This is a genomic window from Streptomyces sp. CA-294286, assembly GCF_050947155.1.
Taxonomy (GTDB): Bacteria; Actinomycetota; Actinomycetes; order Streptomycetales; family Streptomycetaceae; genus Streptomyces.
This window is the reverse complement of sequence record NZ_CP192005.1, coordinates 4,720,327-4,734,095: the sequence shown is the minus strand read 5'-3', so window position 1 is coordinate 4,734,095 and position 13,769 is coordinate 4,720,327. Positions and strand designations below refer to the sequence as shown.

The window sequence follows — 13,769 nt, the reverse complement described above, 5'->3', positions numbered from 1 at the left end:
TGCTTCATCCCATCTCGTGCCGGCGGCGCTCGATGGCGTCGCGCAGCACCTTGCGGTCGTCGAAGGGGCGTACCACTCCGGCGATGTCCTGGCCCTGTTCGTGGCCCTTGCCCGCCACGAGGACGGTGTCGCCGGTCTTCGCGCGGGCGACTGCCTCGGCGATGGCGGCGGCCCGGTCCTCGAAGACGGCGACGTCGCCGCGCTCGTGCGCGGGCACCTCGGCGGCGCCCGCGAGCATGGTGGCGAGGATGGCGAGGGGGTCCTCGGAGCGGGGGTTGTCCGAGGTCAGTACGGCGGTGTCGGCGAGCCGTGCGGCCGCCGCTCCCATGGGTCCGCGCTTCTGCTGGTCGCGGTCGCCGCCGCAGCCGAGCACGATGTGGACGTCGCCCTCGGTGACCTTGCGCAGCGCGCGCAGGACCGACTCGACGGCGTCCGTCTTGTGCGCGTAGTCGACGACGGCGAGGTAGTCCTGGCCGGCGTCCACGCGCTCCAGGCGGCCCGGGACGCCGGGGACGGCGGCGATGCCGTCGGCGGCGGTCTGCGGGTCGTACCCGGCGGCGGCCAGGGTGACGATCGCCGCGAGGGTGTTGGCGACGTTGAACGGGCCGGGCAGCGGGGCGGTCGCACGGATGTGCTCGCCACGGGGGCCGAGCGCGGTGAACGTGCTGGACCGCGGGCCGACTTCGACCTTCTCCGCGCGCCAGTCGGCGTCCGGGTGGCCCTCGGCGGAGAACGTGATGACGGGGACGCCGGCCTCGGTGACCAGGCGGCGGCCGTACGCGTCGTCGACGTTGAGGACGCCGAGCCGGGACCGCTCCGGGGTGAAGAGCATTGCCTTCGCCTGGAAGTAGTCCTCCATGTCGGAGTGGAACTCCATGTGCTCGGGGCTCAGGTTGTTGAAGACGGCAACGTCGAAGACGCAGGCGTCGACCCGGCCGAGCACCAGGGCGTGGCTGGAGACCTCCATGGCGACCGAGGAGACGCCGCGTTCGCGCATGACGGCGAACAGGGCCTGGAGGTCGGTGGCCTCGGGGGTGGTCCGTTCGGACTTGATCCGCTCGTCGCCGATCCGCATCTCGACCGTGCCGATGAGCCCGGGGAGGTCGCCGGCCGCCTTGAGACCGCCTTCGACGAGGTACGCCGTGGTGGTCTTGCCGGAGGTTCCGGTGATGCCGATCTGGAGCAGGTCGCGGCCGGGGTTGCCGTAGATGTCGGCGGCGAGCTGGCCCATGTGGGAGCGCGGGTTGTCGACGGCGAGGACGGGCAGCCCGGTCGCGGCGGCGCGTGCGGCGCCGGTGGGGTCGGTGAGGACCGCGGCGGCGCCGAGTTCGGCCGCCTGGGAGGCGAAGTCCGCGCCGTGGAAGCGGGCGCCCGGCAGGGCCGCGTAGATGTCGCCGGGGCGCACCGCGCGGGAGTCGTGGGTGATTCCGGTGGTCTCTCCAGGTCCTGGGGACTCGATGCCCAGCCGTTCGGCCAGCTCCCCGAGGGTCGTCGGGCGGACCCGGTCCGGCCTGGGCGCTCCGGGGTAGTTCACCGGGGCGTCCTTCTGGGTGGTTTGGGACTGATCAGCGTGTGGCACGGCGGTGAGCGTACCCGGCGCGACGGGGTCCGGGCGAAAGCAGGGGGCCCGTGCAACCCGTTTTCTGCGGTCGTTGGTGAGGGTTGTCACTGAGGGTTCCCGGTTCGCACTGTGGGTTTCCACGGGCGGTCGGATTTGTCGCTTTCGTTCCGGATGTTTTCGGTCGGCCCCCCGGGCCCGGTGTGCTCCGGGCCCGGGGTCCGTTCAGCTTCCCGGGTCGAAGGAGACCGGCAGGTGCGGGGGCGTGCCGCCGGTGGGGGCGACCTGGAGGGTCTTCAGGGCGAACTCCATGACCTGCTTGTGGACCGGTCCGCAGATCTGGCCGCCGAAGTAGCTGCCGCTGGTGGGGTTCTGGATGGCGCAGTAGACGGTGACGCGGGGCTTGTCGGCGGGGGCGAAGCCGGCGAAGGAGGCGGTGTAGCCCTTGTACCGGCCGGTCCGGGGGTCCACCCGGTTGGACGTACCGGTCTTGCCGCCGACGCGGTAGCCGGGGATGCGCGCCTTGGTGCCGGTGCCCTCCTCGTCGTCGACCACCGACTCCAGCATCTGCGCGAGGGTCCTGGCGGTCTGTTCGCTGACCACCCGGGTCTTCTTGGGGGCGGGGGCGGGGGTGAAGCGGCCGTCCGGCCCCTTCGTGCCACGGACCAGGGTCGGCTCGATCCGCACTCCCCCGTTGGCGATGGTCGAGTAGACGGAGGCCGCCTGCATCGCGTTGACGGACAGTCCCTGGCCGAAGGGGATCGTGTACTGCTGCGAGGTGGACCACTTGTCCGGCGGGGCCAGGATGCCGGAGGTCTCGCCGGGGAAGCCGAGTCCGCTGCGGCGGCCGATGCCGAACTTCGTCAGGTACGAGTGCAGGACCCGGTTGGCCTCGCCCTGGGTGGCGCCGAGTTCACCGGTGGCCAGGATGGTGCCGATGTTGGAGGACTTGGCGAGGACCCCGTTGAGGGTCAGGTACCAGGTCGGGTGGTCGACGTCGTCCTTGAAGAGGCGGTCGCCCCGCTTGAGGCGGTTGGGAACGACGACGTGGGTGGCGGGGGTCGCCTTCTTCTCCTCCAGCACGGCCGCCAGTGACATGATCTTGGAGGTGGAGCCCGGCTCGTACGCGTCCTGGAGGGCGGCGTTGCCCATGGCGGCGGAGTCCGCCTGGGAGAGGTCGTTGGGGTCGAAGCCCGGGGCGTTGGCCATGGCGAGGACCTCGTGGGTACGGGTGTCCTGCACGATGACGTACCCGCGGTCCGCCTTGGACTTCTTGACCTGCGCCTCGATCGCGCTCTGCGCCGCCCACTGGATGTCGCGGTCGATGGTCAGCTCGATGTCGGAGCCGGGCACCGCGGGGGTCTCGTCGGCTCCCGCCGTGGGGACGCGGCGGCCGTTCGCCTGGGCGAAGGTGATCTCGCCGTCCCGCCCCGCGAGTTCCTCGTTCAGCTGGACCTCCAGACCTCCGGCGCCCTTCCCCGCGGCGTTGACGTAGCCCAGTATTCCGGCGGCCAGGTCGCCGTTGGGGTAGACGCGGGCGCTGCTGGGCTCCTGGAGGATGCCGCCGAGGAGGTTGGCCGCGGAGTCCGGCTTGCGGCGGTTCGCGGCGGCCGCCTTGTCCCCGTACACGCCCTTGAGGTCTTTGATCTGCTTCCAGACCTGCGGGGTCTGACGGCGTGCCAGGACGACGTAGCGCGCCTTGGGGGTGGCGAGCTTCTTCGCCAGTGCGGCGGGGGTGGTCCCGAGGATCGGCGCGAGGAGGTCCGCGGCCTGCTGCGGGGCGTCGGGGAGCTTGCTCTGCTCGGGGGTGAACAGGTGCGGGTCGGCGGTGATGTCGTGCGCGTCGACACTGGCGGCGAGTGCGATGCCGGTGCGGTCGGTGATCTCGCCGCGCACGGCGGCCAGGGTGTGCCTGGCCTGCCGCTGCCGTTCGGCCTTGTCGGTGTACGTGGCCGCGTCGACGGCCTGCACCTGGAACAGCCGTACGACGAAGGCCAGCATCACCAGCGTCAGGCCCAGGCTGACCAGACGCAGCCGGGGCTTGGGGCTGCCGAGCCGCAGCTGCTTGGGCCTGGCGGTCCTGGAACCCGCCTTCGCGGCCGGCCGGGCGGTGGGCCTTTTTCGGGCGGCGGGGGCGGGTCTGCGGCCTGCGGGCCGGCCGGGGGCGGGGACCCGTCGGCGCGGCACGTCGTCTTGCGGAGGTCCAGCCTTCGGGGGCACTGCGTCACCTGCCGGAGGTCGTCGGGGGCTGCTGCGCGGGCGGCGGGGCGGTGGTGCGGGCGTTCCCCGGCGGCTCGGCGGGCGGCGGGCTCGTGGCGGGCGGGTTCGGGGACGGCGTGGCGGGCGGGCCCGCGGGAGCCGTGGCGGGCGGGGCCGGGAGGGCGTCCTGTGCGGCGGCCGGGGCCCCTTGCGGGCGTACGGGTTCAGGGGCCGGTTCCGGCGGGGGCGCCTCGCTCGGCGTGCCCCGCACCCTGCCGTCGGGGTCCAGGAAGACCGGGGAGCCGCCGGGCACCATGCCCAGTTCGCGGGCCCTGCGCTCCAGGGCGCCGGGGGCCGAGCGGTCGTCGACGTCGCGCTGGAGCTGCTGCTCCTCGTCGGTGAGTTCGGTGGTCTGCTTCTTGAGGTCGTTCAGCTTGAACGAGCCCTCGTTGAGTGCCGAGTTCAGCATGAGCAGACAGATCAGTCCGCCGCCGAGCAGCACCACGACCAGCAGCACGAAGGGCGTGCGGGCCGCCTGGTTGGGGCCCGACGGCAACAGCCGGGAGAGCCGTGCGGCTCTCCCCCTCAACTGCTTGGCCGGTCCGCTCACTCGGTTTCTTCCTCCCGGATGCGCTGGGCGCCGCGCAGCCGGGCGGGCGCCGCCCGGCGGTTCTCGGCGACCTCTTCCTCGGTGGGCAGTTCGGCGCCGCGGGTGAGCAGCTTCAGCCGCGGCTGGTAGCGCTCGGGCACCACGGGCAGGCCCGGCGGCGCGGTGTTGGCCGCGCCCGCGGCGAAGACCTGCTTCACGATGCGGTCCTCCAGGGACTGGTACGACATGACCACGACCCGGCCGCCGACGCGGACGGCCCGCACGGCCGCCGGGATGGCGGCCTCCACGCTGTCCAGTTCGCCGTTGACCTCGATGCGCAGCGCCTGGAAGGTGCGCTTGGCGGGGTTGCCGCCGGTGCGCTTGGCGGCCTGCGGCAACGAGTCGCGGATCAGCTCGACCAGGCGGGCGCTGTGGGTGAAGGGCTCCCTGGCGCGTTCGCGCACGACGGCCGAGACGATCCGCTTGGCCTGCTTCTCCTCGCCGTACTGGCGCAGGATGCGGACCAGTTCGCCCGGTGCGTAGGTGTTGAGAACCTCGGCGGCGCTCACGCCGGCGCTCTGGTCCATGCGCATGTCGAGCGGGGCGTCCTGGGCGTAGGCGAAACCGCGGTCGGCCTCGTCGAGCTGCATCGAGGAGACCCCGAGGTCGAACAGGACGCCGTGCACGCGCGGGGTGGCGAGCCGTTCCAGCACCTCGGGCAGTTCGTCGTACACCGCGTGCACCAGGGTGGCCCGGTCGCCGAAGGGGGCGAGGCGCTCGCCGGAGAGGCGCAGCGCCTCCTTGTCCCGGTCGAGGCCGATCAGGCGGACTCCGGGGAACTGCGTGAGGAGGGCCTCACTGTGGCCGCCGAGCCCCAGGGTGCAGTCGACGACGACCGCTCCGGGCTCGGAGATGGCCGGAGCCAGCATGTCCAGGCACCGCTGGAGCATCACCGGGACGTGTCGGGTCTGGCTCATGCGCCCTCTCGAAACAGGAGCGCGCGACTCGATCGTCTGCGCGTACCGCCGCGCGCGGGGGGAACTGCTGGATTTCGTACAACGCGTCACTTTAGTCCACGGGTCCCCGCGGTCAATTCACGGCCGACGTGCCGCGTGCCGTTCCCGGCGGCCGGGTCCGGGGCCGGGTCCTCACCCGGAAGAGGGAAGGCGATCCACCCCTTGAGAAGGCCCTGTGGGTTAGCTCACAGCAGGTCCGGTTGACGATCATTTTCCCGGCTCCCGGCAGGCCGCGGGCCGGGACGGCCATTACCGTCGTAGCCATGTCGACTTCCGCATCCTTCTCCGACGATTCCGTCGACCCGTCCGTCATCGACCGGCTCGTCGCCGCCAATGAGCGGTACGCCGCCGGCTTCGAGGACCCGGGAATGGACGCGCGCCCGGTGCTGCGCGTCGCCGTGGTCGCCTGCATGGACGCCCGCCTCGACCTGCACGACGCGCTCGGTCTGGAACTGGGCGACTGTCACACCATCCGCAACGCGGGCGGTGTGGTGACCGATGACGTGATCCGCTCGCTCACCATCAGCCAGCGGGCGCTCGGCACCCGCAGCGTCCTGCTCATCCACCACACCACCTGCGGTCTGGAGTCCCTGACCGAGGACTTCCGGCACGAGCTGGAGGACGAGGTGGGCCAGCGTCCGTCCTGGGCCGTCGAGGCGTTCCGGGACGTGGACCAGGACGTCCGGCAGTCGATGCAGCGGGTGCGCACGTCCCCGTTCCTGCTGCACACCGATGACGTCCGCGGCTTCGTCTTCGACGTCACGAAGGGTCTCCTGCGGGAGATCGATCCGGTCTGATCACCACCTGATCGCGCACAGAAAAGCCCCAAGCCCGGCATTTCGCACTCAGTTGTCCACAGGCGAGTGACACGAAGCGCTCACGCCAACAAGAATGCCTACGTGACATCCGGCCGGGAACCCTCCGGCCGGACTGTCCGTGTTCAGGTGTGGGCCGCTCGCGTCGTCGTGACGCCGGCCCGTAGGGGCCGAGGAGGGCCGGGTGACGACCTATGACGATCGAGCGAGCCTCACGGATCTGACCACCACGGCGGAGCGCGTCCGCACGTCGGTGGAGGCCGTGATCGAGGGCAAGCCGGAGGTCGTACGGCTTTCGCTGACGGTGCTCCTCGCCGAGGGGCATCTGCTCATCGAGGACGTGCCGGGCGTCGGCAAGACGATGCTGGCGAAGGCCCTGGCGAGATCCATCGACTGTTCGGTGCGGCGCATCCAGTTCACACCGGACCTGCTGCCGTCGGACATCACCGGTGTGTCGATCTACGACCAGCAGCGGCGCGACTTCGAGTTCAAGCCGGGCGCGATCTTCGCACAGATCGTGATCGGCGACGAGATCAACCGCGCCTCGCCCAAGACCCAGTCCGCACTCCTGGAGTCCATGGAGGAGCGGCAGGTGACCATCGACGGGCAGACGTACGAGCTGCCCAACCCCTTCATGGTGGTGGCCACCCAGAACCCGGTGGAGATGGAGGGCACCTACCCGCTGCCGGAGGCTCAGCGCGACCGCTTCATGGCGCGCGTCTCCATCGGCTACCCCTCCCCCGAGGCGGAGTTGCAGATGCTGGACGTGCACGGCGGCGTCTCGCCGCTGGACGACCTCCAGCCGGTGGCGCACGCGCACGACATCGTGAAGCTGATCGACGCGGTGCGCACCGTGCACGTGGCGGAGGCGGTACGGCGCTACGCGGTCGAACTGGTCGGCGCCACCCGCACCCACCCCGACCTGCGTCTGGGCGCCTCCCCCCGGGCCACCCTGCACCTGCTGCGGGCGGCGAAGGCCTCCGCCGCGCTCAGCGGCCGGGACTACGCGCTGCCCGACGACGTACAGGCCCTGGCGGTGGCGGTGCTCGCGCACCGGCTGCTGCCGACCGCGCAGGCCCAGCTGAACCGGCGCACGGCCGAGCAGGTCGTCACCGAGATCCTCCAGCGGACCCCGGTGCCGACCAGCGGCCCGGTGACCGGTCCGCCGTACCACGGCTTGCCCGGCGTTCGGCCGCTGTGATGCCGGCCGCGGGGACCGAGGCCGGACCCGGGGAGAAGAGCGGGGGGCGGGCGGTGCTGTCCGGCCTGACCACGCGCGGCCGGTCCTTCCTGGCGGCCGGCCTCGCCGCGGCCGGCTGCGCGTACGTACTCGGCCAGGGCGACCTGCTCCGGGTGGGGCTGCTCCTGGCGGTGCTGCCGCTGATGTGCGTGCTGGTGCTCTACCGCACCCGCTACCGGGTCGCGGGCAGCCGCAGCCTGACGCCCGCACGGGTGCCCGCGGGGTCCGAGGCGCGGGTGAACCTGCGGATGGACAACGTGTCGCGGCTGCCGACCGGGCTCCTGATGCTCCAGGACCGGGTGCCGTACGTGCTGGGGCCGCGCCCCCGCTTCATACTGGACAAGGTGGAGGCGGGCGGCCGGCGCGAGGTGTCGTACCGGGTGCGCTCCGACCTGCGCGGCCGGTATCCGCTGGGACCTCTGCAACTGCGGCTGACCGACCCCTTCGGGATGTGCGAGCTCAGCCGGTCCTTCAGCGCGTACGACACGCTGACGGTGATCCCCCGGGTGGTGGCCCTGCCGCCGGTGCGACTGAGCGGCGAGGCCAACGGATACGGCGACGGGCGGCTGCGGTCGCTCGCGCTGGCGGGCGAGGACGACATCATTCCGCGCGGCTACCGGCACGGCGACGACCTGCGCCGCGTGCACTGGCGTTCCACCGCCCGTTACGGGGAACTGATGGTGCGCCGCGAGGAGCAGCCGCAGCGGGCCCGCTGCACGGTGCTGCTGGACACCCGGCGGGACGCGTACGCGGGCGCGGGCCCCGACTCGGCCTTCGAGTGGGCGGTGTCCGGGGCGGCGTCCGCGCTGGTGCACATGCTCGAACGTGGTTTTTCCGTACGCCTGTTGACGGACACGGGCACTTCCGTGCCGGGCGACGGCGGAGGCGGGTTCACCGGTTCCACACAGGAGGCGGCCGACTCGGCCGGGCTGATGATGGACACGCTCGCGGTCGTCGGGCACTCCGGGGGCGGCGGGCTCTCCCCCGCGTACGACGTCCTGCGGGGCGGCAACGAAGGTCTGCTGATCGCCTTCTTCGGCGACCTGGACGACGCGCAGGCGGCCGTGGCCGCCCGGATGCGGCAGCGCAGCGGCGGGGCCGTCGCCTTCGTCGCGGACAGTGCGCTGTGGACCGCCGAGCAGGCCCCGGCCGAGGCAGTGCGCGAGCAGGCCGAGGAGCGGTTGCGGCTGCTGCGCGGCGCGGGCTGGACGGCCGTCCCGGTGGGGCCGGGCGCGTCCCTGCCGGACCTGTGGCGGCAGGCCGAGGCGCAGCGCAACGGCGGCGCCGACACCGGAAGCACGAAGACGGGAACATCGGGGATGTCGGGGATCTCGGGAGGCTGGTCGTGAACGAGGCACCGGCCAAAGACACCAGCCCGTTCGCGCGGACCCGCCCCCTCGGCAGGGGGCCGGCCGCCGGGAGCCGGCCCGTCGCGGGCGGAGGGACGTCATGAGCGGGCAGGCGCGGATGACGTGGTGCGCGCTGGCCGCCACCCTGATGGCGTCCGGCGCGATGGTTCCGCTGGTCACGGAGGCCGACTGGTTCCTTCAGGCGGCGCTGCTGGTCGCCGTGCAGGCGGCGGTGGGGGCCCTGGCACGGCGGGTACCGCTGGCCAGGACCCTGACCGTCGCGGTGCAACTCGTGGTGTCCACTGGGTTGCTGACGCTGCTGTTCGCCGGGAGCCACGCGGTCCTCGGGGTGCTGCCGGGGCCCGACGCGGTCGGGGAGTTCGGACGGCTGCTGACCTCGGGTGCCGCGGACGTCAACCGGTACGCGATCCCGGCCCCGGCCTCCGAGGGCATCCGGCTCATGCTGGTGGGCGGGGTGCTCGTCATCGGCCTCGCGGTGGACGCGCTCGCGGTCACGTTCCGCAGCGCGGCCCCGGCCGGACTGCCGCTGCTCGCCCTGTACTCGGTGGGCGCCGGGCTCTCCGGGGGCGATGCCAGTTGGATGTGGTTCCTGCTGGCGGCTTCCGGGTACCTGCTGCTGCTCCTGGCCGAGGGCAGGGACCGGATCTCGCAGTGGGGCCGGGTGTTCAGCGGGGCCGGACCGCGGCAGCAGAGCACCGGAGGGCTGGAGCCCGGCAGCGGTTCGCCGCTCGCCCCGCTCCGTACGGGACGGCGCATCGGCATTCTCACCCTGGGCATCGCCCTCGCGGTGCCCGCCGTGCTCCCCGCGCTGGACGGGGGGCTGATCGGCGGCGGCGGCCCCGGGCGCGGCAGCGGAGGGGGCGGCACCATCTCCGCGGTGAACCCCGTCGTCTCCCTCCAGGACAGCCTGAACCAGCCGGTCGACCGGGAGGTCCTGCGCTACCGCACGACGGCACAGCAGACCCAGGACATGTATCTGCGGCTCGTCGCGCTCGACCAGTTCGACGGCACGGCGTGGAAGTCGTCCGAGCGCAAGGTCAGGGACGTGCCCGATCCGTTCCCCCGCCCCGCGGGGCTGGGCCAGGACGTTCCCACGACCGAGGTCAGCACGAACATCCGGGCCGCCGACTCGTACGCGCAGATATGGCTGCCCCTGCCCTTCCCCGCGACGCAGGTCAACGTCGGCAAGCGCTGGCGCTTCGAACCGGAGGGCCGCACCCTGGTCGGGGACCAGGGACAGACCACCAGCGGGGTGGAGTACAACGTCCGCAGTCTGGCCGTGCAGCCGACGAAGGAGCAGCTCGCTGCGGCTCCGCCCCCGCCGGCCGACGTGCGCAGGGAGTACACGCGGGTCCCCGAGTCGCTTCCGCCGGTGGTCGAGCGGACGGCCCGCCAGGTCACCAGGGGCGCCACGAACGACTACGAGCGGGCCCGTGCCCTCCAGAACTGGTTCGCCTCCGAGGGCGGCTTCTCGTACGACACCCAGGTGCAGTCGGGTACCGGGACGACGGCCATCGTCCGCTTCCTGGAACGGAAGGAGGGCTTCTGCATCCACTTCGCCTTCTCGATGGCGGCGATGGCGCGGACGCTGAAGATCCCGGCGCGGGTCGCGGTGGGCTTCACCCCGGGCACGGCCAAGGCGGGCGACACGATGTCGGTCGGCCTGAGGGACGCGCACGCCTGGCCGGAGCTGTACTTCGAGGGGCTCGGCTGGACCCGGTTCGAACCGACCCCCACGCGGGGCACCGCGCCCGAGTACACGCGTGAGGACGTCCCGGCGGCCGATCCCAGCGACCCGTCGCGGCCGTCCCCGGGGACGGCAGGCGAGCCCAGTTCCGCCCCGGACCCCGCGGACACCTGCCCGGCCGCGGAGCGCCGGATGGGCGAGTGCGGCCGGGACGACCAGGCGGCCCCGGTCGGCCCGACCGACACCGGCCTGCCGACGGGCACGGTCGCGGGCATCGCGCTGGGCGTCGCGGCGGCTGTGCTGCTGCCGCTGCTGCCGCTGCTGTGGCGGACCCGGGTGCGGGCACGGCGGCTGGGCTCGGGCGGGCGCAGCCCGAGGGACGCGGCGGCCAGGACCCTGGCGGCCTGGCGGGAGATCACCGATTCCGCGTGGGACCTGGGCATCGCGCCCGACGAGTCGCAGACACCTCGCAGGACGGCCGCGCGGATCGTCCGGCTGGGCGCGCTGGACGGCCGGCCGGCCGAGGCGGTGCACCGGGCGGCCGGCGCGGTGGAGCAGGTGCTGTACGCGCCGCAGCCACGGCCGACCAGCGGCCTGGTGGACGACGTGCACCGGGTACGGGCCGGGCTGCGGGCCGGGGCGGGCAGGCGGGCCCGGCTGCGGGCGACGTTCCTGCCGCGCTCGGCCGCGCGGGTGGCCTGGGCGGTGTCGGCCCGACTGTCGGCGTCGTCCGCGGCCTGGAGCCGCCGGTGGAACAAGTGGACCGCGGCGCTGCTGCGGCGGACGGCCCGCCAGCGGGGGTGAGGGTCCTGCCGGGCGCCGGGGTGAGAGCCCCGGCGCGGGGCTGCGGGGGCGTGCGACGACCTCGTGCCCCCGGGCATATGCCCGCCACCCGTGCGCTGCGGGCATGCGGGAAGGGCGGCCGAGATGCGGGAGGGGCGGCCACCCGAAGGTGGCCGCCCCTCACACGTCCTCGTCCAGCATGTCCACCGGGTGTCCCGGTGTGCGCTCCACCCGTAAGGTCCGGGTGTCAGCCGCCCTGTTCGTCCCGGCGGCGCTGCCAGCGTTGCTCTATCCGGTTCATCACCGAACGGCGCTGCCTGGTCTGTCGTTGGCCTTCGGGCGCTGCGGCTCCGGCTACCGGTTGCTCGCCCGGCTTGGGTGCCTTGCGCCAACCGGTGACCGCGAGTACGGCACAACCGAGCATGACAAGGAAGCCGACCACGCTCACCCAGATCATCTGGGCGACCATTCCGGCCATGAGGAGCGCGATACCCACAAGGAAGCCTGCGACCGCTTGGTAGACCCGTCGCCGGGTGTACGTACGCAGCCCGCTTCCCTCAAGCGCTGTCGCGAATTTGGGATCTTCGGCGTACAGCGCTCGCTCCATCTGCTCGAGCATTCGCTGCTCGTGCTCCGAGAGCGGCACGGAGTCCTCCTACTCGTCGGTCGCGGGGGGCGACCGGATGCGGCCCTTTCAGAATAGGCAGGGAATCGCCCCGGTGAAACCCGCCCTCTACGCCAATTCGCCAATCCGGGCCGCCGTGCCGGCTTGGCTGTTGAAGCGTGCATTCCCCAACGGCCGACCCGTCATGCCGACGGTGTCCCCCGATCATACGGGGCCCGGAGGCTGATCGGGGGGCCTGTGACGGACTCCGTGCTTCCCTCATGCCCGCTCCCGTCCCTGATCAGCCGCCCCGGCGGGCTTCCGGAGGGAACCCGGAGGGCATTGCTCCGGACGTGCCGGGTGACTGCTGGGGCGGCTGGGAGGCGGGTGGGGCAGGGGTGCGGGGGACGAGCGGCGCTAGCGCGACGCCCGTGCCTCCGCCCGCTTCTCGCCCAGTACGTGCAGTTGGGTGGCGACCGCCTGGAACGCGTCGAGTTCGGCGGCGGCGGCCTCCAGCTTCAGGAGTGCCTCCATCGCGCCGGGCTCGGTGTCGACCAGGGCGCCAGGGACCAGGTCGGCGAAGACCCTGACGCCGTGCACCGCGCCGACGTCGACGCCCGCGCCGTCGGCGAGCTCGCGGAGCTGCTCGGCGGTGAAGCGGCGGGGCACCGGGTCGCCCTCGCCCCAGCGGCCCGCCGGGTCGGTGAGCGCGGCGCGGGCCTCGTTGAAGTGTCCGGCCAGGGCGCGGGCGAGGACCGCGCCGCCGCTCCCGGCGGCGAGCAGGCTGAGGGTGCCGGCCGGGCGGAGGGCGGCGACCACGTTGTGCAGACCTTCGGCGGGGTCGTCGACGTACTCCAGGACGCCGTGGCAGAGCACGGCGTCGTACCCGCCGCGCTCGACCACGTCGAACAGCCCCAGCGCATCGCCCTGCACACCGCGGACGCGGTCGGCGACCCCGGCCTCGGCGGCCCGGCGTTCCAGCGCGAAGAGGGCGTTGGGGCTGGGGTCGACGACGGTGAGACGGTGGCCGAGCTTGGCGACGGGCACCGCGAAGTTGCCGGTGCCGCCTCCGGTGTCGAGGACGTCCAGGGCGTCGCGGCCGGTCTCCTTCGCGCGCTGGTCGAGAGCGTCCTTGAGGACCTCCCAGACCACGGCGGTACGGAGGGAGGCGCGGGGGCGCATCGAGTCCGACACGGCATTGACTCCTCGGTGAACGGTGCGGGCGGGCCCCTCGGATGGGCTCCGTGGGTCCGCGGACAAGGCAGCGTCCAGCCTAATGGCCCGGGGCCCCCGCCCAGGTCACCCCGCCTGCCCGGGTTCACCCCGCCCGTGCGGGCCCGGGGCCGGGCTCCTCCTCCCGGGCGCGCGGCAGCACCGGCTGGAGTACGAGCATCCGCTCCACCAGACGCAGGAACATCGCGGCGTCCCGCATCAGGTCGTCGGCGTCCCGCGCGCTGGCCGCACCTCGTATGCCCGCCTCGGCACGGGCCCTGCGGTCGGCGCCGGAGGCGAACAGGGCGCTCCACTCGGTCAGTTCGGGCGCCGTTTCGGGCAGCACCTCCCAGGCGCTGCGTATGCGCTGCCTGCGGCGCGGGGTGGCTTCGGGGCGGCCCCTGGCGGCGAGGACCGCGGCGGCGGTGCGCAGTGCGGCCAAGTGGGCGGTGGCGTACCGCTCGTTGGGGGCCTCGGTGACTGCTGCCTCCTCCAGGCCGTGGCGGGCCTGGGCGAGGAGGTCGAGGGCGGCGGGCGGCGCCGAGGCGCGGCGCACCACCGGGTGGACATCTGCATGGACACCAGCGCGAGTCATGACGAACCTCCTGATCGTCGGGTAACGGCGCTGTGGCCGTATGTGTCCACTGTGAGGGACACCACTGACAATCCGGCCTGAGCTGGGCTTTTGCGCGGCGC

Annotated in this window: 11 protein-coding genes; 4 read left to right on the top strand and 7 right to left on the bottom strand. The window is 73.1% G+C overall.

All coding sequences use genetic code 11. The features are described 5' to 3' along the window. Positions 1-4: 4 nt before the first annotated feature. From ACQPZG_RS25630 to rsmH, 4 genes are all read right to left on the bottom strand, one after another. Entirely contained in the window at positions 5-1,669 is a 1,665-nt protein-coding gene (locus tag ACQPZG_RS25630; RefSeq protein ID WP_433548069.1) for a UDP-N-acetylmuramoyl-L-alanyl-D-glutamate--2,6-diaminopimelate ligase, read from the bottom strand. A 114-nt stretch (positions 1,670-1,783) separates the two neighbouring features. After that, complete coding sequence (locus ACQPZG_RS25625; protein ID WP_433548068.1) at positions 1,784-3,745, bottom strand: peptidoglycan D,D-transpeptidase FtsI family protein; 1,962 nt, start codon at positions 3,743-3,745, stop codon at positions 1,784-1,786. 37 nt (positions 3,746-3,782) lie between these two features. Then, positions 3,783-4,367 (bottom strand): FtsB family cell division protein, encoded by a 585-nt coding sequence (locus tag ACQPZG_RS25620; RefSeq protein ID WP_433548067.1) that lies wholly within the window; start codon positions 4,365-4,367, stop codon positions 3,783-3,785. Continuing rightward, positions 4,364-5,323, bottom strand: a complete 960-nt coding sequence (gene rsmH / locus ACQPZG_RS25615; RefSeq protein ID WP_433548066.1) for a 16S rRNA (cytosine(1402)-N(4))-methyltransferase RsmH — start codon at positions 5,321-5,323, stop codon at positions 4,364-4,366. The genes ACQPZG_RS25620 and rsmH overlap by 4 nt, the downstream gene beginning before the upstream one ends. Positions 5,324-5,625: 302 nt before the next feature. Here rsmH and ACQPZG_RS25610 point away from each other — a divergent pair, with 302 nt between their 5' ends. The 4 genes from ACQPZG_RS25610 (at position 5,626) to ACQPZG_RS25595 (ending at position 11,278) form a co-directional block, all read left to right on the top strand. Then, positions 5,626-6,159 carry a beta-class carbonic anhydrase gene (locus ACQPZG_RS25610; RefSeq protein ID WP_433548065.1) on the top strand — a complete coding sequence of 178 codons (534 nt, stop codon included), beginning with the start codon at positions 5,626-5,628 and terminating at the stop codon, positions 6,157-6,159. 202 nt (positions 6,160-6,361) lie between these two features. Then, on the top strand, positions 6,362-7,378 hold the full coding sequence (locus ACQPZG_RS25605) for an AAA family ATPase (RefSeq protein WP_433548064.1): 1,017 nt from the start codon (positions 6,362-6,364) through the stop codon (positions 7,376-7,378). Beyond that, entirely contained in the window at positions 7,378-8,766 is a 1,389-nt protein-coding gene (locus ACQPZG_RS25600; RefSeq protein WP_433548063.1) for a DUF58 domain-containing protein, read from the top strand. The genes ACQPZG_RS25605 and ACQPZG_RS25600 overlap by 1 nt, the downstream gene beginning before the upstream one ends. 100 nt (positions 8,767-8,866) lie before the next feature. After that, entirely contained in the window at positions 8,867-11,278 is a 2,412-nt protein-coding gene (locus ACQPZG_RS25595) for a transglutaminase TgpA family protein (RefSeq protein ID WP_433548062.1), read from the top strand. A gap of 226 nt (positions 11,279-11,504) precedes the next feature. Here ACQPZG_RS25595 and ACQPZG_RS25590 read toward each other — a convergent pair whose 3' ends face one another. The 3 genes from ACQPZG_RS25590 to ACQPZG_RS25580 all read right to left on the bottom strand — a co-directional run bounded on the left by ACQPZG_RS25590 (position 11,505) and on the right by ACQPZG_RS25580 (position 13,668). Further along, positions 11,505-11,903, bottom strand: coding sequence for a DUF3040 domain-containing protein (locus ACQPZG_RS25590; protein WP_433548061.1), 399 nt, complete (start codon positions 11,901-11,903; stop codon positions 11,505-11,507). Positions 11,904-12,278: 375 nt separating this feature from the next. After that, entirely contained in the window at positions 12,279-13,121 is an 843-nt protein-coding gene (locus ACQPZG_RS25585) for a methyltransferase (RefSeq protein WP_433548060.1), read from the bottom strand. A gap of 58 nt (positions 13,122-13,179) precedes the next feature. Next, on the bottom strand, positions 13,180-13,668 hold the full coding sequence (locus ACQPZG_RS25580) for an SAV_6107 family HEPN domain-containing protein (protein WP_185025740.1): 489 nt from the start codon (positions 13,666-13,668) through the stop codon (positions 13,180-13,182). Positions 13,669-13,769: the final 101 nt, after the last annotated feature.

Excerpts from the sequence above, each read along its gene's own strand:
- ACQPZG_RS25600 (WP_433548063.1), top strand. The coding sequence starts at position 7,378 with ATGCCGGCCGCGGGGACCGAGGCCGGACCCGGGGAGAAGAGCGGGGGG.
- ACQPZG_RS25580 (WP_185025740.1), bottom strand. The coding sequence starts at position 13,668 with ATGACTCGCGCTGGTGTCCATGCAGATGTCCACCCGGTGGTGCGCCGC.
- ACQPZG_RS25610 (WP_433548065.1), top strand. The coding sequence starts at position 5,626 with ATGTCGACTTCCGCATCCTTCTCCGACGATTCCGTCGACCCGTCCGTC.
- ACQPZG_RS25595 (WP_433548062.1), top strand. The coding sequence starts at position 8,867 with ATGAGCGGGCAGGCGCGGATGACGTGGTGCGCGCTGGCCGCCACCCTG.
- rsmH (WP_433548066.1), bottom strand. The coding sequence starts at position 5,323 with ATGAGCCAGACCCGACACGTCCCGGTGATGCTCCAGCGGTGCCTGGAC.